Source organism: Paenibacillus sp. FSL H7-0703 (genome assembly GCF_038003485.1).
Lineage (GTDB): Bacteria > Bacillota > Bacilli > Paenibacillales > Paenibacillaceae > Paenibacillus > Paenibacillus polymyxa_B.
The window spans coordinates 2,688,084-2,713,402 of the sequence record NZ_JBBOPF010000001.1 but is presented as its reverse complement, the minus strand read 5'-3'; the positions used below and the strand labels follow the sequence as shown (position 1 = coordinate 2,713,402).

The following is a 25,319-nucleotide window of genomic DNA, read 5'->3' as shown; positions in this document are numbered from 1 at the left end:
GTTTACAACAAGACCAATAGTAGAGCTAAAAGCCAGATCATATGTGAAAAACAGCTAGAAGGAGATGAGAGCCGATGGAAGAGCGGAATGAGCAGTTATTTTATACAGGAACTTATGCGTCTCGTCAGGAAAGAGGAATATATGTATGTGCTTTGCATGTGAACAATGGTGATCTGCGCATGGTTGGAGGTGTGGAAGGAATTGAGAGGCCTTCTTTTCTCGCGCTACACCCGGATGGGACGAAGCTGTATGCTGCCAGTGAAACAGAAGGAGGCGAGCTGTATGCGTATCAGGTAAATGCCCAGACGGGGGAATTACATCCTTTGGATCGAAAAGGGACGGAGGGAGCGCATACTTGCTATGTTTCCGTAACATCCGATGGACGATATGTGCTGGCTTCCAACTATTCAGGCGGCAATGCCGTTGTGTTCCCTGCGAAGGAAGCTGGAGGATTAGGAGACATGTCGGGGCAAGTTCAGCATACCGGCTCAGGTATTCGCCAGGACCGCCAGGATGCGGCACATCCGCATTCGATTATTCCAGATCCTTCAGGACAGTATGCCCTGATATGTGATCTGGGACTGGATCAGATTGTGGTATACCGTTTGACAGAGGATGGAAAACTGGTGACCCATCGTGAGACAGATTTGCCACCTGGTTCTGGACCGCGTCATCTGGTTTTTCATCCTTCGCGTCCATATGCTTTTGTCGCCAATGAGTTGAACAATACAGTTGCTGTGTTTAGTTATAACGAACGTAATGGTGAGCTTACATTGATGCAAAGCCTGTCCACACTGCCAGAAGGCATTATAGATGTAGAAAATACAGCAGCCGATATTCGGATTACGCCCTGTGGACGCTTTTTGTATGTGTCAAACCGCGGCCATGACAGCATCGTGCTATACCATGTCGACCTGGACAGCGGCAAGCTGAAGACGGTGGAATGGGTGGAAACCTTCGGCAGCACACCTCGTAACTTCAACATCTTGTCCGGTTATCTGGTAGTGGCGAATCAGGATGGAAACAACATCTTATCCTTTGCCATCCATAGTGAGGATGGACGGCTGTCCCGAACGGGATATGTGCTCGAGGTTCCTTCACCTGTGTGTATTGAACCTGTACACTAATCGGATAACACGTGGCAAAAGAGTACGATATAAGTGGATGAAAAAATAAAACACGGCGCTTTTTTTCCCATGAAAGGCATGGGCAAAACGCCGTGTTCAGGTTTTGAAGTGGACTAAAAGCTATTTGCTGCTATCCCCAGCTTCTACCGTTACTGTTTTGGTATGATTTTCTGCATGTTTGTAGTACAAACGGAACAGGATGTCCTGATTGTAGTTACCAAATCCGGTACCGAACAGAGTAACTCCTCCAACATGCTGGGCATCATCCAATATGGCAATGCGGAATTTCCATTGCTTCTGATCAATCAGCACTTGGCTTAAAGTCACGTCGGATATCTGCTTGCCATCCATAAAGGTACCCTCGGAGGTAACGCGAAGTCTTTTAAGGAGACCATATTGATTGATAAAATCAGGCCACCATGCAGGTGTGTATTTACCACGGTTATCCCCGAAATCCCCTGGGCTGGTCCATGTACCCAAATTCACATCATTTAGGAAAAAAGTGATATCTGAAGGCCAATTATCATTGGTAAAAGGGGCCTCGGATGATAGTTCCATCGAAATTTCCAGTTCCTCAGCTTTTTGGCTGGACAGTAGGAAATTCGGCACCTTATAATCCATATATCCTTGGCTAAACCACAGAATTTTGGAATTGAAGCGCTCAGGGTCCAAGAACGAACGAGGTTCATCGAATTCACCAATGATCTTTTCGACGGTAGCCAGTCCGCAGGTCGCCTGTATTTCAAAATCTGTAAAGTGTCCGACAGAAATCTCCGTCTGATGGAATTGTCGTACATCCTGCTGGTAGCGTGGCATGGCGATTTCAATTTTGTCTGTAGCCAGTGAGCACACTTTCTGTACCCCGCCTCGTCCAGGCAGCATTTTGGTCGAAATAATGGACGCTCTCTCCAGTTTCTTGACATGCATCGTCATAATCGCACTGCTGAGCCCCAACGCTTCCGCCAGCTCACGTATATTCATAGGCTTCTCCGCAAGCAGAACAATCATGTTTAGCCGAACCTCACTGGCCAGCGCTTCATAAACGGGAAGTGATTTTTCAGAAATGTCCAGTTGCATAGTTCCTCCAATTCTAACGTACATCATAAATTGATGGTAGTTTAACATATATGGATTTTTTTCAATATTCATACATAAAAAACGATATGATTTACATTTATATAAACAATATACCCTTTCCTTGATCACTGGCACAAGCCTAACCCCTCAAAAAGCCAAAAATTGTTCAAAAAACAGGACACCCCATTGAACTCTATCTTTGTTAGTTGGGATGTCCTATGATGGTATGTGATTTGCAGGGTGGATACGGGATAGAGTCCTGTGCCATTGGTGTTTAGGACCGAATATGTTCTTCTGCCAAAGAAGAGTCAGCCGTTTTATCTTTATCTGCTGCGTGTAAATCGTGATGTTGAGAAGCATCTGCCTTGATCAATCCGGGATGACCAACATAAGGGCGATCACTGCGCGAGCGGCCTCGGGTAAGTCGGAAGCCAATCAAGAACAGCACAAGCTGAACAGCCAGTATGTAGGGAGACGCTTCCGGTCCGATCCATTGAAACAGGGCGACAGCGGCGATTACCAAGCACAACAGGCTTGTTGGAAAATGGGATGCCGTCACGTCCAGATCATTTTGCCTGCGAAGGGTCATCAGTCGATATACATACAGTAGGGCGATCAGGCCTGAAACGAATCTCATCCATGCATACCCTTTGAGCCATGAGGCAGATTGTGCAATATCGGGCAGACTAACATCGACATGGCTGGAGGCTATCAGTTCCATAACCAGCCTTGTAACCAACCAGACGATTCCTGCCAGCGCCAACGGACCAGCTGCTGGGCGTAATAGCTTCCACAATGCTGTTCCCCAGCCCGGAGCATGAGATTCCAGCAGAACAAGACGCCGTTCCTCAATGAGTTTGTTCATTTCACGCTCCAGTGATTTGAGAAGCAATTCTCTGCGGAACGTATCACATTCCCGAAGGGATGCTTGAACCTGCTCTTGAAGGTGAGGGGTCAAATAGGGAGTAGCTTTGGCTTCCTGAAGAGCGTGGATGAGTCCGTTCTGGTACTGCCTTTCGCTGTTATTGAACCCGTTCTGGGTAGCGGTTTGGAGACAACCAGCTAATCGTCCATAGATACGCAGCGATTCCTGTAATTCTTCCAGCCGCTGCTGACGCGAATTTCGAAGCTGGGCTGCACTGTGAACATACAGCCATACCAGCAAAGACAACGCCAGCAGGAAGGCAATCAGACCGGGTGAGATATATGCGGCTAACGCCGCGAAGTCCGTCGGGGACACCCGCAATCCCTCCTTCCATTGTTCTTTCTACACTATTGCACAGACCATACAGGCATTTCAAGGGCTTGTATCCCTTTGACCAGGATATATGAAGTATTTTTTGGTAAAATAGACAAGATTACAAGCAGGAGGAGATTCGGCATGGATAAAAATGTAGAAATTGCAACAGAACATCATGAGACATCGAATCGATATCTTGCACGGGTTTAAGCTGGACATAAAACGGATAAATAACAGTAAGTAAATTATAGACAGGAAGAGGGCACAATTATATGAAAGTTATTATTTTCGGAGCAACAGGAACCATTGGTCAAGCGTTAGTAAAGGAAGCAATCAAGCGTAAGTATGAAGTGACGGCGGCGGTGCGCGATCCGCAACGTATGACGGAGCAAAGTGAATATTTGACGGTAGTTCAAGCAGATATTCTAAATCCGAATTCCGTTACGGATGTTGCTAAAGGGCACGATGCTATCATTAGCGCGTACGGTCCCAAGTTTGGAGAAGAGGAAGAACTGCTCGAAGCGACTCGTTCTTTGCTGGAAGGAACCCGGCGTTCCGGCGTGCAGCGCATACTTGTTGTGGGCGGAGCGGGAAGCTTGAAAACAGAAAACGGTGAACGACTCATGGATACCGCCGAGTTTCCAGAGGAAGTGAAGCCACTGGCGGCTGCCCATGCAGATGCACTAGAGCTGTACCGCGTTGCGGATGTAGACTGGACCTATTGTAGTCCTGCCGGAATAATTGAATCGGGAAAACGTACAGGACAGTTCCGTATTGGTTTGGATCATTTGGTGGTTGACGAATTAGGCCATAGCCGTATCTCAGTCGAAGATTATGCGGTAGCCCTGATTGATGAGTTAGTAGAAGGGGAATTTGTCAATTCCCGTTTTACGGTTGGATATTAATAAGCAGGGATAGCCATACGGGAGGCGAAAAGCATGTATATGGTGACCGCCGAAGAAATGCGAGAATTGGATCGCTATACAATTGACAAGCTGGGTATTCCGGCCCTTACCTTGATGGAAAATGCCGGGCGCGCGGTAGCTGACGAGGTGTTGAAGCTATGTGCCGAAAGAAGTGGGAAAAGCCATGGCGACGGCTTCTCAGTAGGCACTGCTGATCTAACACGTGAAAATGATCGTGCTGAAGTGTTGGGGTCGCAGTGGATAGAAGAGATTACACAGACAGGTCCGGGGGATATACCGGGACATGGCGGTGTTATACGGACAGAGACGTGGAATCAAGGACGACATGACTTACGGGAACGAGAACACTGGTATATCCTCATAGGCAAAGGCAACAACGGTGGTGACGGACTGGTGGCAGCCCGTCATCTGACCGATGCAGGGCTGCGCGTCACCGTTGTGTACGTCGAGCCGCCAGACACGCTACGCGGTGAAGCGGCTGCGCAACGCGATATCATCGCGGCTCTGGGTATCCCGGTGATCCTCTATGGCCGGGATACCCTCGACCTGCGCGGTGCCTCCGGCATCGTCGATGCCCTGCTAGGTACGGGCACGCAAGGCCCGCCGCGCGAACCCTACGCCTCGCTGATCCGCGAGGCCAATGCCAGCGGCGTGCCGCTCGTGTCGGTAGACGTGCCTAGCGGCCTCGACGCCGACACAGGTGCGCTGCACGAGCCATGCATTCGTGCGCGCGTCACCGTATGCCTCGCCTACTTGAAGCGTGGGCTCGTCCAATATCCGGGCGCCGGGACCACAGGCGATGTGGTGGTACGCTACATCGGTATTCCACCCGGCCTTGCCCGTGAGTGCGGCGTGCAGCTGCGGCTCTTGACCCGTGACACGCTGCGCGCTGCACTGGACGTGGATGTAAGCCGCAGCCGCGTGCCGGACGGGCACAAGGGCACCTACGGCCATGTTCTCGTCGCGGCCGGAAGCCTGCGCATGAGCGGGGCGGGCTTGCTGGCCGCACGTGCCGCCCTGCGCATCGGCAGCGGCCTTGTCACGTGGGCAGTGCCCGAGGCGTTGTTGCCGCGCGTCATTGGAGCCGCGCCGGAACTGATGCTCGCTGCCGCAGCAGCAGGCGGAGACGGCGAATGGAATGCCGACTCCGCAGACGAGTTGCTACAGCTCGCGCAGGCACGTGATGTGCTGGCCGTCGGCCCCGGCCTCGGTCGCTTTGCAGGGGACACTGGCTGGCTGCGCCGCCTGTGGGAGGAATACGGCGGTCCGCTTGTGCTTGATGCGGACGCCTTGAACATCCTCGCCTCGGCGGGGCCTGAGCTGGAGGCTTGGAAGCCGAGAAGTGCGGCGGTCGTACTAACGCCGCACCCCGGTGAAATGGCTCGTCTGCTGGGCATACCGACAGCAGAGGTGCAGCGTGACCGCATCACCCATGCCCGGGAGTACTCCCGAACACGTGGGGTCACGCTGGTGCTCAAAGGAGCGCGCACTGTCATCGCTTGTCCTGACGGAACAGCCTACGTCAATACCACAGGCCATGCTGGGATGGCGACAGGCGGTGCGGGCGATGTGCTGACAGGCATCATCGCAGGTTTGCTGGCCCAGGGCTTGAATGCTTCGCAGGCAGCAGCCTTTGGCGTGTATTTGCATGGTGCGGCTGGAGAAACAGCCGCACGTCATCGCCAGCATCCTGCCTCTGTGATAGCTGGTGACATTATTGAAGCCCTATAGGCCATAGCAGCAGTGGCAGGAGGAAGGCCAGCATGATCTGTAATCCATATTCACGGTTCAGCCAGTACCTTCCTCCATAATACAGCAGTGTAATCCCTGCACCTGCTATGCCGTTGCTCCATGCAATGCCCGTTCCGGCAGGCGACATCAAAGAACCTAGCAGGAGAAAGACGCTGAATCCTGCAGCGAGGTATAGGGTGAGCTGCTCGGGCTTGCGAAGCCAGGGTAAAAGATCGCGTAGCGCATCAGCGGCAAGAGCGGCAGGAAGGGCAAAACCATAGGCCCACAGCTGCGCGGTCAGTTCACCACTATTGCCTGCTATAGTCAGAGGAATCCCTGTTATTTCCTCTGTCAGATAGCAGTAGATCCATAAGAGACCAAAAACTAATCCTCCACAGGCCAGTTTATTCAGCGCATAACAACCAAGCTCCATCCGCCAAGGCATTTTGGAATTAAATTCATTCCAAGGCTGTCTCATGTTGCGACTCCTCCTCTTATCACACTCGGTATTCACAACCAATCAAGGAATTTATTTTCAATTACAATCCGCTTACCGTTTACGACATTTCAGTTTACGTTAGCTGTGTATCATGTTCCTAAGCAAAATAAAGATTGCGGATAGCCGCGGTACGGAAAGGCGGGGATTGCATGATACAGGCGGTTATTTTTAATCTCGAAAGTACATTGTTAGACCCCGGAGGACGAGGCTTAACCCAGGGAATGCGTGACATTTTCAGATGGAAAGGTATACAGGTAACTGAAGAACAGGTATCTCATGGGCGAGGAATGCCGATCCGGGATCATATTGCGAATGTGCTGGGACTTTCAGAGGTTCGGAAAAAATGGCTGGAGTGCTTTGGTGCGCATCCTGGCAGAGCGGATATTGAGCATATTTATCTTGAGCTTGTCCCTGTTCTCCGCTCCTTGATCCAAGGGGCTGAGCCTGCTATCGGTATAGACAGGGCGCTGCAGGAGTTGCAGGATCGTCGCATTCAGTCAGGCGCCACTGCATCCTGTCCGATGGAAATGCTCAGTCACAAGTTTACGCCTGCACAGTCTCCCTATACGTTGGATTGTATGGTAGCCCCTTGTGAAGTTTCGCAGGGGAGGCCTTATCCGTGGATGATCTATGAAATTGCACATCGCTTGCAGGTATTCCCACTTAGCGATATTGTGAAAGTAGGAGATACAGTAGCCGATATGCAAGAGGGACGGAACGCCGGTGTATGGACGATTGGTGTGTTGAACCATAACGAAAGCGTGACGACCGCAGCTCAAACGACCAGCCATGAAGCGGATGACAGAGTGGCTGAGGAACGGCGCAGACAGAGTGTATATGGTTTGAAAAGGGCAGGAGCCCACATCGTGATGAACTCGGTCGCTGACTTGCCGCGTATTTTGCGTGAAATCGAAATGCTCCAGCATACGGGAGGCTATCCTTCTTATACGAAACAGGTGAAAACAGCCGCGCTACCTCCATCATAAGAACAGGTATGAGTCTGGAGTGCTTGAATACACACTTCTAGGTTATATGTATGCACCTACTCGGATAAAGGTGAACTCTGCTTGGCTTTCAAAACATAAAAATGGAGCACTCGCTACGTTTGCGAATGCTCCATTTTAGTTTACTCCTTTTTGTCTGTTGAACTGAAGAATTTATGCGATCTGAATAACTTGAACACCCCAGGCTAATCCTGCGCCGAAGCCAGCCAGGACGACAATATCACCAGCTTGAATTCGCTGCTGTTCCATAGCTTCCGCGAGCGCAATGGGAATAGAAGCAGCTGACGTATTTCCGTATTTTTCGATATTTATAAAGAACTTATCCAGTGGAATTTTCAACTTAACTGCCGCATGTTCAATGATTCGGATATTGGCCTGATGCGGAATGATCAAAGCAATATCATCTATGCTTAATCTTAATTCCTCCATAACTTTAGTCAGCATAGATTCCAGAATGCGCACCCCAAACTTGAAAACCTCTCGTCCATGCATTGTAATAGGCCCTGTGACGGGGGAGATCAGCATGTCTGCTCCACGTTCTTCCGAGCCAAGCAAGGAAAAAGACGAGAAAGCACCGGGATGAGATTGAAGGACAACAGCACCTGCTCCATCTCCAAATAAAACGGCGGTATTACGGTCCTGCCAATCTACGATTTTGGAGAACTTGTCTGCTCCAATCACCAGGACGTTGTGGTATGCACCCGCCTTCATCATGTCACTGCTGATCGAGAGGGCATATACAAAACCGGAGCAGGCTGCCGATAAGTCGAATGCAGGTGCGCGGCTTCCTAGCTTTTGCTTGACCAACATGGCCGTGGAAGGGAAAGCATAGTCAGGGGTGGACGTTGCCACTACAATAAGATCCACATCTTCCGATGATAATTGAGCACGGTGTAAAGCATGAGTTGCAGCCAGGACGGCAAGATCAGAGGTTTCTGCGGATGCTTCTGCGATATATCGCTGACGGATACCTGTTCGCTGAGTGATCCATTCATCGGATGTATCCAGAGATGCGGCTAATTCCAAATTGGTGAATAGTGATGCCGGTACATAGAATCCTGCACCCGTAATAGTAATGCCGTTGGGCTTGAGAGCTGATTGCATGAACGTTTCCCTCCAATAAAATAATCACACAAAAGACCGTAAAGACCAAAAAAACCAAAAAACGATATGGATAAAAATATAACACAAGCCAATTAAAAAGGAAATATGTAAAAGAGCAGCCCGCTGTGTGAGAATCAATAATCATTATGAGGCTTGCTTATATGGGTATTCAGTGCTAATATTTAGACACAAAAAACCCAAAAACGAATTCATAGAGAATTACACAGGGAGGTTACAACGCTATCGTGTCACTTACTAAACGCCGACTGCAATTTTTGCATACATTAGTGGAACTGTACCAAAAAACAAAACTACCTATTCATTATGAGGCCTTGGCTAAATCATTAGGGGTTAGTAAGTGGACGGCCTATGACATGCTGAAAGAAATTGAAAAGCTCGGGTTTATTACGCGCAGCTATGAGGTGAATACCAAGGTAACCGGACGTTCACAGGTTGTATTTGTACCTACAGATAAAGCTTCGGATTTGTTCAACCAGTCCCGGAATGAATTAGTGGATCTGGTGGATTGGAAAAATACCGTCGAGAATATCTCGGGACTGCTCAAGGATTTGAACAATACAGGTCCCAATGAGGCGGTCCGAAAAATTTGGGCTGAAATTCCTGAAGCCAGTGTCAGAATCAATTTTTGCGCCTATATTATAGGGCTGCTTTTGATGTACTTGAAGAAGCTGGGAGGTAAAAGAGGTCCCTGGATTCAGCGGATTGTCCTTACAGCGCCAAGCAAGGAAATGGGCATGACCATGTTTGTTGGCACTGTGTTGGGTATGGCCTTACAAACGATGAACGATGAACTAGGCCTTGAAATTACGGAGCTGGTTTCCCGTTTTCTGCAATCCATTTCGGATCTTTCTGACGAGGAAAAAGGGTTGCTTTCCGATTTTCTAAGCGAGGCTTTTCATTTTTGAATATAACAGGAATGAGTCATTTGTGAGGAGAGGAAGCTGGCCTCCTTACGTTTAGTTTTTGGGTCTTTTGTGTGTTTGGACGCATGCAGTAAATACATGTAAAGGGGTTGCGTATATGCCGAAGGTAGGATTGGTTTTGGGTGGGGGAGCAGTCAGAGGACTTGCTCATTTGGGGGTACTGAGAGCGTTCGAAAGACACGGGATTCAGGTCGATTGTATCGTCGGTACGAGTATGGGCGGCATTGTTGGCGGACTTTATGCGGCGGGTGTTCCTACGGATGCTCTATTGGATTGTATTAAAAAGACACCTAAATACCGCCTGTTGGATATCGGCATACGCCATCGTGGTTTAATTGGCGGTAACAGCATGAATACGGTGGTGAATGAGCTACTGCAGCAGTATGGACAGCATACGCAGAAGATTGAGGATCTTCTTATCCGTTTTAAAGCTGTTTCTGTCGATTTACTGGAAGGCAAGCAATTCATTTTTGAACAAGGTGATTTGGTGACAGCACTGCGGGCTACGATGGCGTTTCCTGGCTTATTCGCTCCTGTGATGCATGAAGGCAAGATGCTGGTCGACGGAGGGGTATTAAACAATTTGCCTGTAGAAGAGATGAGTCGGGAAGCAGATTGTTTAGTAATTGCTGTTGATGTGGCACGGGGACATGAAAAGAAGCCGCCGCGAAATATGGTGGAAGTTGTATACCGCTCTTACAGCTTGATGACCGCCGAACGAAAGCATAATAGTCTCCGGCTAGCAGACGTTGTTATTCGCCCTGAAGTCGGACATATTGCGGCGTTTGATTTTACAAAATGGCCTGAATGCGTCGAGGCTGGCGAGGAAGCGGCTGAATGGATCATGGATGAACTGAAGCCGCAAATAGCCAATCATGGGCAATCAGCACAGATGCATGTTTAGTATGTAAAGAAAAGAAGTGCCTCTTAGTCGACACGCACGCATAGATCATCTGCCACTGATCCGCTCTAGACACATCTTGTATTCATCTGTTGAAAACGCAAATGACCCGTAAAAGAAACGCTTTTTCAAAGGTTCATCTTACGAGTCACAATTCATCATGCATGGGTAATCCCTTTTTTACTATTCAGCGTTTTTCACCCGGAACTGGTCAGCATGTCGCTGCAGATTGTTTGATAGTGTGGTCAGATTGCGGGCTACTTCGGATAGTTCTTTTACCGCTAGGGCCTGCTTCTGAGCGCTTGCTGATACATCTTCTGTCATTCCGGCAGTCTGCTGTGCCGCGCTGGCTGTGTGATTTAAATGTTGATCTACGCTGTGACGTACCTCTTGCATCTCTGCCGTCAATTGAGCCAGATGTGCAGCTAACTCCTGAACTTCCTGTGAAACCTGGGTGACTTTGTCAACAGACTGTAGACATACAGAAATTTGGGTTTCTTGTTGATTGACGGTCTTTATGTTTTCATCAAATTGATCACCCATTTGCTCAATTTGCTCAACAAAGCTTTTTAAGATTTCGTCGATTTCACGAATCGATATGGCGGATTGTTGGGCAAGTTGTCCCATTTCATGAGCGACCACAGAAAAACCCTTGCCAGCTTCGCCTGCACGTGAGGCTTCAATAGATGCATTAAAGGACAAAATCTGCGTCTGCTTTACGATGCCCTGTACCTGCTGACCGATGTTAGCCGCCTCGCGGGATTTTTCGGTTAACGCGTGTGACATGCGCTGCATCTGCTTGATACGCAAGGCGCTTTCTCGTCCTTTCTCTAATAACAGTTCATGCTCACTAGCTACCTGATTACGAACCTCATTGAGATGATGGGCCGTATCCGTAAATTGTTGCACATGGCTTCCGACTTCATCCAGCGTTTGTCCTAATCGGTCAGATTGTTGAACCGATTCCACTGCTTGATCCGCTTGGTTAATAGAGACATCGGCAATTTGCTGGAGTGTGCGGGACAGTTCCTCAGTTTGGTGGAGTGTCCCCTCCGTTGTCACGACGATATTCTCTGATGCATGCTGGAGTGTGCTAGAACTGCTTTGAATATCCACAATCATATTGGACATGGCTTCCACCATTTTGTTTGTCAATTTGCTGATTTCGCCTAACTGATCATATGTTACTTGCGACGATGTAACCGTAAGGTTGCCGTCGGCTACTTGCTCCAGTGTATTTTTAATAAATCTCACCTGACGCAGTATCCGCCGGGTTACCATCATCATAGCGGCAATTGAGATGATCAGAATGATGGAGATAACAGGAATAACTAATCGGTAGGCCTCGGGCAAGGTATGTTCGTATACTTCAGTCACAGAGGACAGGGATCTATCGATTCCCAAATAACCAATGATGGTTCCATCTGTATCCTTAATGGGAGTAAAGGAGGAAAACATCGTCCCCCACTCAGGGTCCGTTGTAATATCTGTAGTCACTGTTTCCCCTTGTTTCAATTTCTCTTCCGTTTCTTTAAGGGTAAAACTTACAGGAGTTCCGAATGGACTGTAGTCTTTGTCGTCCCATGCGGCTCCATCCACCGTAATTTTCCACTCATTGCCCACACGGTTGTACAGATAGATGTACAGGATTCCAGTTTGCAGCCTGAGCGTATTTAACTCGTTCCGAAGCTGCTTATACTCGCTACTTTGCTCAGATGAATCAGTATTTAAGCTCTTGACTGCAGATTTGTCCAATGACTGAGCCGTGTTCTTTGCCAGCGTTTCATTGTTTAGCTGCATGGTTGATAGAGAAGCATTTTGGATAGATTGATTGGTCGTCCACAGAACAATGACGCCAATCACTATTAAAGGAATGAGCAAGATGAAGTAGAGTTTGGATTGTAATCCCATTCTTTTTTTAACGCTGCTTTTCATAATATGCTCCTTACTATATTTTTTTCACCTTCATATATATCGTGTACAAATAGGAAAATATGAATAGTTATTTAGATGTTTCATGATTTTTTTGCGTATTTGCGTAAATTCTCATGAAAAAAGCCTTAGCCCGGTAAGTACCGAGTTAAGGCTGTATCTTATGACTTACAAATCGTCAAATCCGTTGTCATCTCCGACCTTGCCATAATTGCGTGATTTTGCTTCAAAAAAGTCCGTTTTTGTCGCATTCAGCGCTTCGTCTGAGAATGGTTTAATCCAAGGCATACAGTTAACATCTACGCCTTCGTACGCTTTGTCCATACCAAGCAGTCTCAGGCGCATATTTGCCATGTATTTGATGTAATCGCTCAGCTCGTTCAAGTCGATGCCGCGAACCTCTTTGAGCGTATAATGCGCCCAATTCGTTTCCAACTCCACAGCTCGGTCAATCATACGATAGACATAGTCCGTATTTTCCTTGGTATTCAACTCAGGGAAATCGGACAATAGCTGCTTGAACACTTCGGCGAAGAAGTAGCAATGCTGATTTTCATCACGCTGAATATACGAGATCATTTGGCTGGTTGCCATCATTTTCTGATCACGGGCCAAATTGTAGAAGAAAGCAAATGTGCTGTAAAAGAAAATGCCTTCCAAAATCAAATCGGCTACCATCGCTTGGAAAAAGGTTTGTGGGTTCTGCTCATCGCGGAACTCCTGATAAATATCCGAGATGAATGTGTTACGCTCCAGCAGGACAGGATCGTTTTTCCAGTATTCAAAAATTTCCTTCTGTTCCTGATCTGACACCAAAGAAGACAGAACGTAGGAGTAGGACTGGTTATGCACCACTTCCTGCTGCCCGATAATCGCTGAAATAGCTTCCAGTGACGAGTCGGTAAAATAGCGTTTTACATCCCCGACAAACATCGTTTGCATCGAATCCAACACAGCCAGCAGGCCGATGTTAATTTTGAAGGTGCGCTGTTCTTCGGCATCCAGCACAGGGAACTGGGACGCGTCCTTGGACATCGGAATTTCATCTGGAATCCAGTGGTTCAGCAGTAGCACTTTATACAATTTGTACATATGCGGCATCCGAATATCGTTCCAATTCAAAATACCGGAGCTTTCGCCTTCAATAATACGGGTAGAGCGATTTGGCGCTTCCGTGTTAAAAATTTTCTGTAACTGCATGAGAGCTTCTCTCCTTTAGTTTAGGATGCGCAGCTATCACATTCTTCAATCGTCAGTGCGCGGCTGCGTACATAATAGGTCGATTTCATACCTGATTTCCAGGCATGGATGTGCAGCTCTAAAAATTCAGTTGCTTTAATATCAGGCCGTACATACAGGTTAAAGCTTTGGCCCTGGTCAATATGACGCTGACGTGCAGAAGCCATGTTGATCGAAGCGTGTTGATCCAGCAAGAAAGCCGTCTTGTAGTACCAGATGGTTTTTTCGTTCAAATCCGGTGCAGGGTTAGCAATCTTGTAAGTTGTTTTCTCTTCATAGGAAAGCAGCTCGTACAATGGATCAATGCTGGCGGTAGAGCCTGCAATAATAGACGTGGACCCGTTAGGCGCGATGGCGAACAGCCATGCGTTGCGGACACCATTTTGTTTGACTTCTTCTGCAAGCTCGCTCCACTCGGACGTAGTGACAAATTTGCCTTCACGTGTACCATCCGTATAGCCACGGGAAGTGAAATAGTGCCCAGTAGACCAGTCAGAACCCTCGAATTTGGCATAACGGCCTTTTTCTTTCGCTAGCTCCATGCTGGATTTGACTGCCAGGTAGTTAATTTTTTCATACAAATGATCATTATAGGTTACCGCTTCATCGGATTCCCAACGGATACCTTCCAGTGCGAGTAGATGATGCAGTCCAAATGTACCCAGACCGACAGCGCGATATTGGCTGTTCGTATATTGTGCTTGCAGTACTTCAATGTTGTTGATATCAATAACATTATCCAGCATACGTACCTGAATCGGTACGAGGCGATCCAGCACACCTGCCGGAACCGCACGAGCCAGATGGATGGAGTTCAGGTTGCACACCACAAAGTCGCCAGGAATTTTGGAAATAACGATGCGTGTTTGTCCGTCCTTGGTGACCAATTCTTCTTTTTCTACTACAGTTGCAGATTGGTTTTGCATAATTTCCGTACACAGGTTGGAGGAATACACCATACCATGGGCACGGTTCGGGTTCGCCCGGTTTACCGTATCACGGTAGAACATGTAAGGTGTACCTGTTTCCAGTTGTGACTTCATCAGGCGCTTCATAATGTCGATGGCAGGCACTGTAATACGAGAGAGAATGGGATGCTGCGACGCCTCTTCGTATTTCTCGCGGAAGGTACCTGAACCGAAGGTTTCATCATAAAAATCCTCCAGGCCCAGTGGACGGCCCTTGTCATCTTTCCAGCCCATCACCTTCTTCACTTCATGCGGACAGAACAGATTCCATTCGCCCCGTGCTTCGACCCGCTCCATGAACAGATCGGGCAGACATACGCCGTGGAACACGTCATGGGCACGCATCCGTTCGTCACCGTTGTTCAGCTTCAGGTCAAGGAACGCGAGAATGTCCTTATGGAATACGTCCAGATATACGGCAATTGCACCTTTGCGAGTACCCAATTGGTCTACGCTAACAGCTGTATTGTTCAACTGGCGAATCCACGGAATGACGCCGGAACTTGTATTTTTATGTCCACGGATATCAGAGCCACGCGCCCGTACTTTACCGAGGTACACGCCGATACCGCCACCCATTTTGCTAAGACGGGCTACATCCGTATTGGAGTCGAAAATACCTTCCAACGAGTCGTCTACGGTGTCGATAAAGCAGCTGGAGAGCTGTCCGGCCACCTTTTTTCCGGCATTGGACATGGTTGGTGTAGCTGCTGTCATGTACATGTTGCTCATCGCCCAGTACGCTTCTTTGACCAGCTCCATCCGCTTGTCGGCAGGCTCTTGGTGCATCAGGTACATCGCGATGATCATGTAGCGTTCCTGCGGCAGTTCCATTACGCGTCCGTCAAAATCATTGGCCAAATAGCGCTCAGACAGCGTTAACAACCCGATATAATCGAACAGCAGATCATTTTTCGGCAATATGGAATCGCCCAACTCATCAATCTGCTCCTTGGTATAGTAGTCGAGCAGTTCTTGACGGTAAATTCCTTTTTGGACCAAATCCGTGATCAGTGGATAAAAAGCACCGTAAGGCTCGTCCGCATAGGATTTATAACGGCGGTGAGTGGCCGCTTTTTTATACAAGGAAGTGAGCAAAGCACGTGCAGCGGCAAATTTCCAGTCCGGTTCTTCCTTGCTAACCAGTTCAAGGGCAGCCATCGCAAACGCGTTGCTGATGTCATCCCCCGTGACTTCGTCCCGGCGCAGCTTGCTAGTTACACCGCGAATGAGACGATCTTTATCCAGCTTGTCTAGCCCGCTGAGTACACGGTCGGCATATACGGAAATGCGTATTTCATCAAAAGCCAACTGGCGATTGTTTGGTTTGGTTACGAGTTGTGGCATAGGATTAATTCCTCGCTTTCCTGATTTGGAATCATACTTGGGAATAGGCATGAAAATGATCATGATGAGAAGATAATGGCGAAAAAAGCGATGGTCAGACAGCATTTGGGGGCTGTATGTAATCCAATAACATAGAAATAGCGATGCACCTGCCAATGAAGGGGGAAAAGATGGTTCCCGTACGATTTATCGGCTACATCACTATATTTAGACGTGTTATGAATATTTAACCCAACATATTGTGTGTATAAACTTAAAATTTCAAATAAGTGCAAGGAGTATTATAGCAACATTCGAAGCCATACGTAAAGGAAAAGGAGTGGAAAATCAAAATATGCAGAGAAGTCGCGGGCTGTATTTGAATTGAGGCAGTTTGAACGGTACAATGAATGATAGAGTGTTTCCTACAGAAACAAGCAGCATACATATGAACTTTTTTTATGAAATAGGGTTACTCGCTCTATCGGACTGAGATTTTAGATTTTTAAAGAAGCGACGATTTTAAATTAAAGGAGGAACTTGGCGATGGCTATTGCAGAAGTGACAGTGATCCCGATTGGAACGGGGAGTACAAGCCTGAGCGACTACGTTGCCCAGATGCAAAAAATGTTGAAGACGCAAAAAGGAATTACCTATGAGCTTACCTCTATGAGTACGATTATTGAAGGTTCGTTGGACGATGTGTTCACCGCCATTGCTGCGCTGCACGAAGCGCCATTCCTGTCTGGAGCCAAGCGTGTTTCCACTTCGGTCAAAATTGATGATCGCCGTGACAAGCCTTCCTCCAGTCACCAAAAGCTCCGTTCCGTCGCAGAGAAACTATCTGGCACCGCGACAGGAAATGTTACCGAACTAAATCCAAATCCTAGTTGATAAAGTTGATGTAAGTGATTGATTTTTATGTAACTAAGAGTATAATAGTTTTTGTTGTCAGTTACACTGACCTGCTGGTGTAGCTCAGGGGTAGAGCAACGCACTCGTAATGCGTAGGCCGGGGGTTCAATTCCCTTCACCAGCATAGCTATCAACTCAAGCACAGCGCGGCTTCCAAGCTTTTTGGAGGGCGCGCTTTTTTGTGATTCTGGACAATCTTCTTTGTTTTTAGAAAATATGGAATTTCTATGCGAAGGGTGGCTATGGCATGAAGCATACACCTACGGGTACGAGCAGAATTGGACAGATACTTAAAACAAGAGGGCATGAGTCTAACGCAATTCGGGCATATAGCAGGTATGAATAGGGGAATAGTAAGTGCTATTGTGACAGGGAATAAGTCTATGTCTGTTAACCAGATAGATCGCATTACTGAGGCTATGGGTTTACCAGAAGGCTATTTTTATGATCTATTTATAGAGAACTATATCATCGACACCGCACCGAATATGAGACGAATCGAGCCATTTTTGTTTCGCTGTGCGGAGTTGGACAAGTTGGATGCGATCCGTCGAGTGGTGGGAGCTATCATGGACAATCTACTCTATTCGCCCAAACTATTTGACATTGCAGAGGAATTATTCGCACAGGCACGAAATGCGGCTAATGGTAAAAGCGCATATACTAAATAATGAGACATATTTTATAAATTGTATGGGGTTGTTTGTGCGTTTCAAAGCCCATGCGGTTCCTGAAACCAAAACAGAGTTTTACAATCTCATTGAAAAGGTGTGGTTAAATAATGTTGAAAAAAGTGGTAATGTTGATCGTTGCGAGTAGTTTTTTGTTTACCTTAACTGTACCTATTTTTCTGGACAGCCATAATGAGGGATTTCAAATCTTTGCAACACATGGAGGAGCTTAAAGGTAAGCAAAGCCAATCCCCGCTAACCTTGACTGGTCGGCGAGTGAAGAATTAATGTGTAATTAAAAGCAATGCTGCATTACAAATAATGTATACAAAATAAGCTCTCTGTTATGATTAATTGAATTGGCAGGTTAAGACAAAGTGACCATAAAGATCAGATAAATAGTTGTAAAATGACAAGACATGCTGATTTGTGTGCCAACCTTTGGCAGCATGTCGTGGTAAGTGTGAGACGTGTACTGGAAGCCCTAGTCGCTGTGAACGACCAGTCCGGTCACGTCTTTTTGCTTGGAAAGGCTTTGGCGAATGTCTATACAATCAATTCGTTGTCGTTATGTTCGCTGAGTTGGTGGGCTACAATTTCATTGTTGAATTATCTTTAATCGCAGATAGATATACCCAGCAACCCCCTACACGATATTGCGTGATATCTGTGACCCATTTTTGATTAGGTTTGTGCGCCTTGAAATCCTGTTTTAGCAGGTTTTTCGCCACACGACCTTCCGTAGAAGAAGTATAGTTGCAACGAGACTTCCGGCGATTTTGTGAGCCGATTCCCAAGACCTGCATGAGCAGGAGTACCTTTTTATGGTTCATCTAAGACGTCATGGTCATGCTGCAAAAATAGTTGAATCTCAATGGTTACATATTTGTGTGCTTCATCTTCTGTTTAGTATGTCGTTTTCCCGTTTCAGCTTTACACATACCTATCCTTGTCTATTCTAAAGGGCGTACTTCAATGATATGGAGGTCTTTTACTTTTATGTTAGAACAGAAACAGCTACATTATCGGCTGCCATCTCCTTGTGTCTATTGAGCTATTGTTTCCCTTTAGCTCAATAGTAGATGGTTAATTACCTGTTTATTAACTAAAAGAAAAAAAGGTGATTTATCCAAGCTTGTATCAGTACACTGATATACTTGACTTCTGGTATAGACATGCACATTTCTACTTCTACTGACCACTTCAACCGGTGCGTAAAATCAACATGCTCATGGCTACAGTAGCTGCTAACTATAAGCCCTTCTCTTCTTCTTCCGAATTAGCATGGTCAGGAAAAGGAGGACAGGTAGAGCAATCTGAAAGATAGGCCAGATTTGAATCAAAGCAACATTAAGACCGAACCACAAAAATTCGGTTAACCTTGGGGAGAGAAACGTAAGGCCGTATATGATAATGCTCAGCAACAGTAACGCAGGCTTATATCTAAAAGGGGTTATCGTTTGAAGTCCAATAACGGCACCAAACATAAAACCAGCTGTTTTGACTCCGATTCCAATAAATAGAATCATCGAAAACAGAACATCAGCTCTCTCGAATGTTTTTGGTAGCTGAATAAGTTGTGTAACCTCAAATAAGGGATAGGTGCTTGATGCTGCCCATTTCGGACCTAGAACGAGGATTGTTAGCTCATTCATTACAATAAGGAACACAGCAGTGATCCAGTAAACAATGACGATCGACCGCTGTAATTTACGTTTATCCGTGACAAGCTTGAACAGCACAAGAAAAAGAATCGTCTGACCGAAGGGAAAAGACATGATCTCGGGAATGGCAGCCTTCACTACGGGAGTTAAACCGTTCTCCAATACAGGAAACAAAAACTCAAAGTGAATGAGTCCCGTAAAAGGAGTAAGCAAGAGTAAAGTGCTGTAACCAAAAAAAGCAGAAGAAAAAATATATGACATAGAAGGAACCAGACTCTCGGCCCAAACCATACCACATCGGCACAGGCAATTAATGCTATAAATGTAATAACTTCGGTAGGGGTTCTGTTCAGCAATGTCAATGCGCCGAGCTCACCCATGTCTCTGACATTCCTGGAAGCTTCATAAGCAAAGTAACTGATGAACAGAAGACCACCCAGACTACCAACCCATTTTCCCCAATAATGGCATAGGAGTTCATACAAATCCCGGTGTGGGTCAAGCTTATGCATGTATAAATACATGATTAGCAGGACGAAGCCTGCAAGTGCACCGATCAGCATGGCTAGCCATGCATCCTGCTTGGCTTTAGCTCCCAATAGGAATAATGTTGTACTGCCAACCTGAAACAAGGAGAAGGCGATAGCTAACCCGGATACCCTGGTGACGGTTTCCCTCATACTTTTTGAGTCCTTTCATACAAATTGGTTTAGGTTTGACTTCCGATACCCTTTTGTAGGAGTCCAGGACGCTTAATCCGTGCATCCACTCGAATGTCCAGTTCTATCCTCTTGAATTCCTGTTCCCAGTCTTTTTTCACTGTGTTCCACTCTTTTGGGAACCTCCGGTGAATCCGGTCAGCGAAACCAGTTGCATCTACCCCAAGTTCCTGAAGTTTAGCCCAGCCCTCATTTATCGTACTGGTCACTTCTTTTGCAATCTCTTCTTCCAAATCATGTATGGTCTTCATCTTGGAAATATCCTTAGTGCATGTTGTTTCACTTAAAGTCCCGTTAATTTTCACTCCAACCTGCATAGTGTAATGAGAACTCGTTTTTTGTGGTGTGATCTTCACATTACTTGAGTTTACTAGCAGGGAAGAGTACATTTCCCTACTGGGTTGTTCGTCGCATGGGAACGAAACTTCAGTATTGCTAACCTTTTGAGACAGATAAGATACTCCCAGACTCTCTTTCTTGTTGAGAAATCCTTTAAGCTTTCCGTTTTGGAATATCGCCAATTTAGTCAATGCCAGTTTGAGCGGGGCCGAGGTTTTTTTGAAGACATCTAGACTCTCTGCTTCCTGCTCGTTCTGGTAGTCTCTTTCTCCGATCAACTCGGCGACAGGTACCCCGATGGATTTGGAATCCGAGTTCATGCTTAATACAAAATCATATACCCTGACTTTTGGAAACATCGATAACATATTACTCTCTTTGTCAACTAATTCAGCCATAGCGGCGCCTTGAAGTTTTTCAGGCGGCAACAATTTCTTTATTAGATCGGATGCTAATCCGTCCGTTACAATCATATTGACCATCTCCCTCGCTTCCGTACTACGAAGATAAAAATCGATTAAACGGTCCATTCCCTTCTCAGCCGCTCTTTTGCCGATAAATACAACACGATTATGTGCTACGTAAATTCGTCTTGATGTTTTTAAATTGCTGTACGATAACGCCTGGCTATAGGTTTTGGACTTTACAGAGAATACATGGAATGCTGGTTGAGAAGACCCTCCGGTTCCTCCTCCGGTACCACTTGCAAGGGCGGAGGGAACAATAAGCTGATAGGACACCATCCACTGTCCATCGTCCATCATATCTACTCCTGTAGCTGCAGTTACCCACAGCTCATTCAGTTCGACTCGGTTCCAGCAACCCGGCAAAATGAATAATATGACCAAGACCCAAATAAACCTGCCTAATTGAGACAAATCGATTCCTCCTTACGCCATGGGATCTCGGCCGTGTTCTCCCGCCTGTTCTGCAAATGATTCCTGTTCCGTTGCCTGCTTTACTGGATTGGAATCCCCAATCATTACAGGGCGCTTCTTCATCTTCCACCTAGGTACACGCACAAACAGGTCTTTCATATTGCTCTTATAGAAAGGTGCGAGCGGCATCATATAAGGAACGCCAAACGAATTCACAGATACTAATCGAACGAGGATGGGAACCAAGACTGACAAAACGCCGTATAACCCCAATAAACCTGCCATTAGCATAAGTCCAAATCTGAGCAAACGAACAGACCCAGCCATACTGAATGCAGGTAACACAAAGTTGCAGATGGCTGTGAATGATACCACAATGACCATAGCTGCGGAAACCAATCCTGCCTGAACGGCAGCTTGTCCAAGAACCAAAGCCCCAACGATAGAGATTGCAGGCCCTACGGCACGAGGCATTCGTACTCCTGCTTCACGGATGACTTCGAAGGTGAGCTCCATTATCATTGCCTCAAGTAGGGCTGGCAATGGTGTATTTTCTCTCTGTGCAGCTAAAGTGATGAGCATTGTTGTAGGTAGCATTTCCTGGTGAAACGTAGTTGTTGCAATAAAGAACGCGGGTAAAAGCAATGCCAAGAAAAAGGATGCCATCCGAACGATCCGAAGAAAAGATGCTAGATCATAACGTTGGTAGTAGTCCTCACTGGAAGAGATGAACCGAAAAAAGGTTACGGGAGCAATCAGGGCAAATGGGGTCCCATCAACCAATATCGCTACTTGCCCTTCAAGCAAGCTGCCTGCTACAGTATCCGGCCGCTCGGTGTTAACCATGGTTGGAAAGGGTGTCCATACCCCATCTTGAATAAATTCCTCGATATATCCACTTTCGAGAATACTATCAGTGTTAATGGAATCTAACCGTCTGGAGATTTCCTTAACCACCTCCGGATCTGCAATGCCTCGAATATATGCCACCGATACCTTTGTCTGCGTGTATGATCCGATAATTCGAGAATCAAAGTGGAGTTCAGTTGATTTGATCCTTCTCCGGAGGAGTGCGATATTGGTGGAAATATCCTCGGTAAACCCTTCTTTAGGACCGCGAATTACTGTCTGCGATGTTGGCTCCTCAACAGCTCTTTTAGCCCCGCCGCTGATAGAAGCTGCAAAGGCCTTGGATCTGCCTTCGACGAGGAGAACTGCCTGTCCATAAAGAACGGCATCGATAAGTGATTGCTCATTTTCAAGGCAAGTGATACCCCCAATAGGGATAAGACTCATCAACCAACTTTCAGCATTACGATTAGAGACATCTCCATTTCGAATACCTGCAGTGAGTTCCTCCAACAGTGTCGTTAAAATTTGTTGATCAATCAAACCTTGAAGAAAACCTACAGCGAGAACCGGATTGCCCTGTTCATCGTTCAAACAACGAAGGTTGAAATCCGTGCTATGTCCTATTTTCTGCTTCAGTAGGGTCATGTTGTCCTTAAGCGTGATACTCAGCTCTTCGGATAGCTCAGTCGATTTTTCGTCATTAACTGGCTCAAGGCTCGTGCCACTATTAGATCGTGAAGGCTGCTTAAATAGCCATTTTTTTAGCTTGTCAACCATAGCAATACAGTTCCCTTCTAGTTAGCGGTCAATTGTAATATGCTGCTATTCCACGATTTATATGTACTGTTCTTGTAAAAGATGGTTGCAACCCAATCCATTGCAACTATGATTACAATTGTGGAGGCCCCTGTTGCCTAACGACGTATTATAGTCTACAGGCTTATTCATACTGAAATATATTTTAAAATCCGCAGTATTAGAGCAACAGAAGTAATTTAAGATATACGTTTAGAAAAAAGCAAAACATTGCTTTGTCTATCACGGGAGATTTCTTATGGATAAAATCAGAAAAACGTATGTTTTTAGGAACGCTACATTGGTTTTTCGAATTGCATACCGTCCAAGTTCCATAAAATAAGTTTTAGACTGACTCTAGAAATTGAAACAACGACAGCAAAGGACGGAGAAATCAAAGTCCTAGACTGTCGCTGTTTTCATTGAACTCACGCTTCTGTGCTTAGTGCAATCTAGACTGATGTAAATCTTGTTCATCCTAAGCCAACCAGGAGTTTAAAAAAGAGTATTTTCTTCGAGCAGTTGTGTTTCACGTAGATCTCTAGCCTTCCGAACAGAGGGCGAGTAAAAAACGTCACTATGCATATGCTGAATTTTATCCCAGTTGCCAGGATTGGTCGTGTCTGGAGAACGATGCTCCAGAATGGCCTGATATAGGGCCGTTTTTTGTTCCAAATGGGCAACGTGCTGTTTGGCTTCTTCGAGCTTAACGAGCGCCGCTTTCTTATGCTCCATCATGAGTGTGTAGCGTTGCGGAATGGTCGAATCCCCTTCGAGACAGAAATCGACGTACATTTTAATGACTCCAATCGGCATCCCGGATTGCTTGAGACATTTGACGCCATGTAACCAGTTGATCGATTCTTCGTCGAACATCCGAATGTTGTTTTGATTGCGTTGTACGCTTGGTACTAGGCCTTTATCCGTGTAAAAGCGTACAGCGTGCTCGGTGAGTCCCGTTATCTGGGCGGCTTCTTTGACTGTATACATGTGGAATCCTCCTTGGAAAAGTAAATTTTTTTGAAGACGGCTTGACTTCGTGTAACACGAAGGCGATAGGTTTATTGTAATGCAAGTCGACCGTAAGCGGAATCCCACTGAGGTGCCCGATTTCCCAGTTCCGCGGCCGTTTGCTTTACATTTGAACAATGGGAGGAATTACAATGCAAACCGTGACATTAAACAATGGTGTGAAAATGCCGATTATCGGCTTTGGTGTCTACCAAGTTCCAGATGTTGAAGAATGCGAGAACGCCGTATATGAAGCGTTGATGGCTGGTTACCGCCTGATCGACACCGCCGCCGGTTATCTGAATGAGGAAGCGGTCGGTCGTGCGATCAAGCGCAGCGGCGTACCGCGTGAGCAGCTGTTCATCACGACCAAGCTATGGGTTCAGGATGCCGGCTACGAGAGAGCCAAGCTCGCGTTTGCCAAATCCTTGAAGAAGCTGCAACTCGACTATCTCGATCTGTACCTTATTCACCAGCCGTTCGGCGATTACTACGGTGCTTGGCGTGCGATGGAAGACCTGTACCGGGAAGGCAAGATTAAGGCGATCGGTGTCAGCAACTTCCTACCCGACCGCCTTATGGACCTCATCGTTCATAACGAAATCGTGCCCACCGTCAACCAGATCGAAACGCACCCGTTCTACCAGCAGACAGAGAGCGCAGCTTTTATGAAAGAGCAGAGAGTTCAACACCAGTCGTGGGCCCCGTTCGCTGAGGGACTTAACAACATGTTCAGAAACGAAGTGCTGGTCTCGATCGCAGAAAAACACAAAAAGTCCGTCGCTCAGGTCGTATTGCGCTGGCTTGTTCAGCGTGAAGTCGTTGTAATTCCAAAATCGGTGAGAAAAGAGCGGATCGTTGAAAACTTTGACATTTTTGATTTTGAGTTGAGCGCGGGCGATATCGAACAAATTTCGACCCTCGATACGCGGGAAAGTCTTTTCTTATCGTACCGCGACCCGGAAGTCGCCAAGATGATGGGCAACTGGAGATTCGATCTGTAAACCTTGAATCGAACCGTAAACTGATCACGCGTTTATCCTCATCTATAAAGAAAGGACAGGGCGGTCACTCCTGTCCTTTCTTTACTTGGATTGACCCTTGGATTCGCTTTTCTGCTTTATAATGATGTCATCTTTGGCTTAATCATAATAAAACCTCCTATTAGAGCAATTAATTCTAGTCTGCTTATAATAGAGATTTAGACTGATTTATTCAACGAGCGTCTCTGTTAGCGCAATTCTCAGCTTGTGTTCGTGACTATTATTTTCCGGTTTTGTCAGTTGGAAGCTGGGACACACAAATATCTACGCGAAGTGCCGATTCGTAGGCCGGGGGTTCAATTCCCTTCACCAGTATCCTATGAAACTAAAGCACAGCGCGGCTTCCAAGCTTTTGGAGGTCGCCCTTTTTCGTTGGAGCGAGCATTTTTCTAACACTCTTCTAACCTTTAGTCT

At 46.6% G+C, this 25,319-nt stretch carries 18 protein-coding genes, 1 tRNA gene and 2 pseudogenes; 10 read left to right on the top strand and 11 right to left on the bottom strand.

Annotated elements, in window-relative coordinates:
- Positions 1-74: 74 nt before the first annotated feature.
- The gene (locus tag MHB46_RS11865; protein WP_341162423.1) at positions 75-1,127 is read left to right on the top strand and encodes a lactonase family protein; all 1,053 of its coding nucleotides are present in this window, start codon (positions 75-77) and stop codon (positions 1,125-1,127) included.
- A gap of 120 nt (positions 1,128-1,247) precedes the next feature.
- Here MHB46_RS11865 and MHB46_RS11860 read toward each other — a convergent pair whose 3' ends face one another.
- On the bottom strand, positions 1,248-2,204 hold the full coding sequence (locus tag MHB46_RS11860) for an ArsR/SmtB family transcription factor (RefSeq protein ID WP_039270301.1): 957 nt from the start codon (positions 2,202-2,204) through the stop codon (positions 1,248-1,250).
- Between the two features lie 274 nt (positions 2,205-2,478).
- Entirely contained in the window at positions 2,479-3,444 is a 966-nt protein-coding gene (locus MHB46_RS11855) for a hypothetical protein (protein ID WP_341162422.1), read from the bottom strand.
- 272 nt (positions 3,445-3,716) lie between these two features.
- On the opposite strand from MHB46_RS11855, the gene MHB46_RS11850 reads away from it, so the two are divergent.
- Positions 3,717-4,349: an NAD(P)-dependent oxidoreductase gene (locus MHB46_RS11850; RefSeq protein ID WP_341162421.1), complete on the top strand. Its 633-nt coding sequence runs from the start codon at positions 3,717-3,719 to the stop codon at positions 4,347-4,349.
- A gap of 33 nt (positions 4,350-4,382) precedes the next feature.
- Positions 4,383-6,101 carry an NAD(P)H-hydrate dehydratase gene (locus tag MHB46_RS11845; RefSeq protein WP_209949293.1) on the top strand — a complete coding sequence of 573 codons (1,719 nt, stop codon included), beginning with the start codon at positions 4,383-4,385 and terminating at the stop codon, positions 6,099-6,101.
- Here the strand turns inward: MHB46_RS11845 and MHB46_RS11840 are convergent.
- Positions 6,085-6,579 carry a hypothetical protein gene (locus MHB46_RS11840; protein ID WP_209949295.1) on the bottom strand — a complete coding sequence of 165 codons (495 nt, stop codon included), beginning with the start codon at positions 6,577-6,579 and terminating at the stop codon, positions 6,085-6,087. The two genes, MHB46_RS11845 and MHB46_RS11840, sit on opposite strands and share 17 nt — an antisense overlap.
- Before the next feature lie 170 nt (positions 6,580-6,749).
- On the opposite strand from MHB46_RS11840, the gene MHB46_RS11835 reads away from it, so the two are divergent.
- Positions 6,750-7,586 (top strand): HAD hydrolase-like protein, encoded by an 837-nt coding sequence (locus MHB46_RS11835; protein ID WP_023986748.1) that lies wholly within the window; start codon positions 6,750-6,752, stop codon positions 7,584-7,586.
- A 171-nt stretch (positions 7,587-7,757) separates the two neighbouring features.
- Here MHB46_RS11835 and MHB46_RS11830 read toward each other — a convergent pair whose 3' ends face one another.
- Positions 7,758-8,708: a beta-ketoacyl-ACP synthase III gene (locus tag MHB46_RS11830; RefSeq protein ID WP_025723691.1), complete on the bottom strand. Its 951-nt coding sequence runs from the start codon at positions 8,706-8,708 to the stop codon at positions 7,758-7,760.
- Between the two features lie 245 nt (positions 8,709-8,953).
- Here MHB46_RS11830 and MHB46_RS11825 point away from each other — a divergent pair, with 245 nt between their 5' ends.
- Both MHB46_RS11825 and MHB46_RS11820 read left to right on the top strand, forming a co-directional pair.
- A complete protein-coding gene (locus tag MHB46_RS11825; protein ID WP_209949297.1) occupies positions 8,954-9,634 on the top strand; it encodes an Lrp/AsnC family transcriptional regulator in 681 nt (226 codons plus the stop codon).
- Between the two features lie 115 nt (positions 9,635-9,749).
- Entirely contained in the window at positions 9,750-10,556 is an 807-nt protein-coding gene (locus MHB46_RS11820) for a patatin-like phospholipase family protein (RefSeq protein WP_341162420.1), read from the top strand.
- Between the two features lie 180 nt (positions 10,557-10,736).
- Here MHB46_RS11820 and MHB46_RS11815 read toward each other — a convergent pair whose 3' ends face one another.
- From MHB46_RS11815 to MHB46_RS11805, 3 genes are all read right to left on the bottom strand, one after another.
- Positions 10,737-12,488 carry a methyl-accepting chemotaxis protein gene (locus MHB46_RS11815; RefSeq protein ID WP_341162419.1) on the bottom strand — a complete coding sequence of 584 codons (1,752 nt, stop codon included), beginning with the start codon at positions 12,486-12,488 and terminating at the stop codon, positions 10,737-10,739.
- A 165-nt stretch (positions 12,489-12,653) separates the two neighbouring features.
- Entirely contained in the window at positions 12,654-13,685 is a 1,032-nt protein-coding gene (locus tag MHB46_RS11810) for a ribonucleotide-diphosphate reductase subunit beta (protein ID WP_029517885.1), read from the bottom strand.
- Positions 13,686-13,705: 20 nt separating this feature from the next.
- Entirely contained in the window at positions 13,706-16,039 is a 2,334-nt protein-coding gene (locus tag MHB46_RS11805) for a ribonucleoside-diphosphate reductase subunit alpha (RefSeq protein WP_341162418.1), read from the bottom strand.
- Between the two features lie 525 nt (positions 16,040-16,564).
- Between MHB46_RS11805 and MHB46_RS11800 the strand changes: the two genes are divergently transcribed.
- The 3 genes and pseudogenes from MHB46_RS11800 to MHB46_RS11790 form a co-directional block, all read left to right on the top strand.
- Positions 16,565-16,912 carry an MTH1187 family thiamine-binding protein gene (locus MHB46_RS11800; RefSeq protein ID WP_341162417.1) on the top strand — a complete coding sequence of 116 codons (348 nt, stop codon included), beginning with the start codon at positions 16,565-16,567 and terminating at the stop codon, positions 16,910-16,912.
- A 73-nt stretch (positions 16,913-16,985) separates the two neighbouring features.
- Positions 16,986-17,057, top strand: a tRNA-Thr gene (locus MHB46_RS11795).
- A 123-nt stretch (positions 17,058-17,180) separates the two neighbouring features.
- A pseudogene (locus MHB46_RS11790) lies at positions 17,181-17,577 on the top strand (transcriptional regulator); the annotation flags it as partial.
- A gap of 1,274 nt (positions 17,578-18,851) precedes the next feature.
- Here the strand turns inward: MHB46_RS11790 and MHB46_RS11785 are convergent.
- From MHB46_RS11785 to MHB46_RS11770, 4 genes and pseudogenes are all read right to left on the bottom strand, one after another.
- Positions 18,852-19,948, bottom strand: a pseudogene (locus MHB46_RS11785) (GerAB/ArcD/ProY family transporter).
- Between the two features lie 29 nt (positions 19,949-19,977).
- A complete protein-coding gene (locus MHB46_RS11780; protein WP_341162416.1) occupies positions 19,978-21,204 on the bottom strand; it encodes a Ger(x)C family spore germination protein in 1,227 nt (408 codons plus the stop codon).
- 12 nt (positions 21,205-21,216) lie between these two features.
- Positions 21,217-22,833: a spore germination protein gene (locus tag MHB46_RS11775; RefSeq protein WP_341162415.1), complete on the bottom strand. Its 1,617-nt coding sequence runs from the start codon at positions 22,831-22,833 to the stop codon at positions 21,217-21,219.
- Positions 22,834-23,346: 513 nt separating this feature from the next.
- The gene (locus MHB46_RS11770) at positions 23,347-23,841 is read right to left on the bottom strand and encodes a MerR family transcriptional regulator (protein WP_061830029.1); all 495 of its coding nucleotides are present in this window, start codon (positions 23,839-23,841) and stop codon (positions 23,347-23,349) included.
- A 173-nt stretch (positions 23,842-24,014) separates the two neighbouring features.
- Between MHB46_RS11770 and MHB46_RS11765 the strand changes: the two genes are divergently transcribed.
- Positions 24,015-24,866: an aldo/keto reductase gene (locus MHB46_RS11765; protein WP_341162414.1), complete on the top strand. Its 852-nt coding sequence runs from the start codon at positions 24,015-24,017 to the stop codon at positions 24,864-24,866.
- Positions 24,867-25,319 lie beyond the last annotated feature (453 nt).

Bases quoted from the DNA above. Each gene is read 5' to 3' on its own strand.
- MHB46_RS11865 (WP_341162423.1), top strand. From the start codon at position 75: ATGGAAGAGCGGAATGAGCAGTTATTTTATACAGGAACTTATGCGTCT.
- MHB46_RS11860 (WP_039270301.1), bottom strand. From the start codon at position 2,204: ATGCAACTGGACATTTCTGAAAAATCACTTCCCGTTTATGAAGCGCTG.
- MHB46_RS11850 (WP_341162421.1), top strand. From the start codon at position 3,717: ATGAAAGTTATTATTTTCGGAGCAACAGGAACCATTGGTCAAGCGTTA.
- MHB46_RS11845 (WP_209949293.1), top strand. From the start codon at position 4,383: ATGTATATGGTGACCGCCGAAGAAATGCGAGAATTGGATCGCTATACA.
- MHB46_RS11840 (WP_209949295.1), bottom strand. From the start codon at position 6,579: ATGAGACAGCCTTGGAATGAATTTAATTCCAAAATGCCTTGGCGGATG.
- MHB46_RS11835 (WP_023986748.1), top strand. From the start codon at position 6,750: ATGATACAGGCGGTTATTTTTAATCTCGAAAGTACATTGTTAGACCCC.
- MHB46_RS11830 (WP_025723691.1), bottom strand. From the start codon at position 8,708: ATGCAATCAGCTCTCAAGCCCAACGGCATTACTATTACGGGTGCAGGA.
- MHB46_RS11820 (WP_341162420.1), top strand. From the start codon at position 9,750: ATGCCGAAGGTAGGATTGGTTTTGGGTGGGGGAGCAGTCAGAGGACTT.
- MHB46_RS11815 (WP_341162419.1), bottom strand. From the start codon at position 12,488: ATGAAAAGCAGCGTTAAAAAAAGAATGGGATTACAATCCAAACTCTAC.
- MHB46_RS11810 (WP_029517885.1), bottom strand. From the start codon at position 13,685: ATGCAGTTACAGAAAATTTTTAACACGGAAGCGCCAAATCGCTCTACC.
- MHB46_RS11805 (WP_341162418.1), bottom strand. From the start codon at position 16,039: ATGCCACAACTCGTAACCAAACCAAACAATCGCCAGTTGGCTTTTGAT.
- MHB46_RS11800 (WP_341162417.1), top strand. From the start codon at position 16,565: ATGGCTATTGCAGAAGTGACAGTGATCCCGATTGGAACGGGGAGTACA.
- MHB46_RS11775 (WP_341162415.1), bottom strand. From the start codon at position 22,833: ATGGTTGACAAGCTAAAAAAATGGCTATTTAAGCAGCCTTCACGATCT.
- MHB46_RS11770 (WP_061830029.1), bottom strand. From the start codon at position 23,841: ATGTATACAGTCAAAGAAGCCGCCCAGATAACGGGACTCACCGAGCAC.
- MHB46_RS11765 (WP_341162414.1), top strand. From the start codon at position 24,015: ATGCAAACCGTGACATTAAACAATGGTGTGAAAATGCCGATTATCGGC.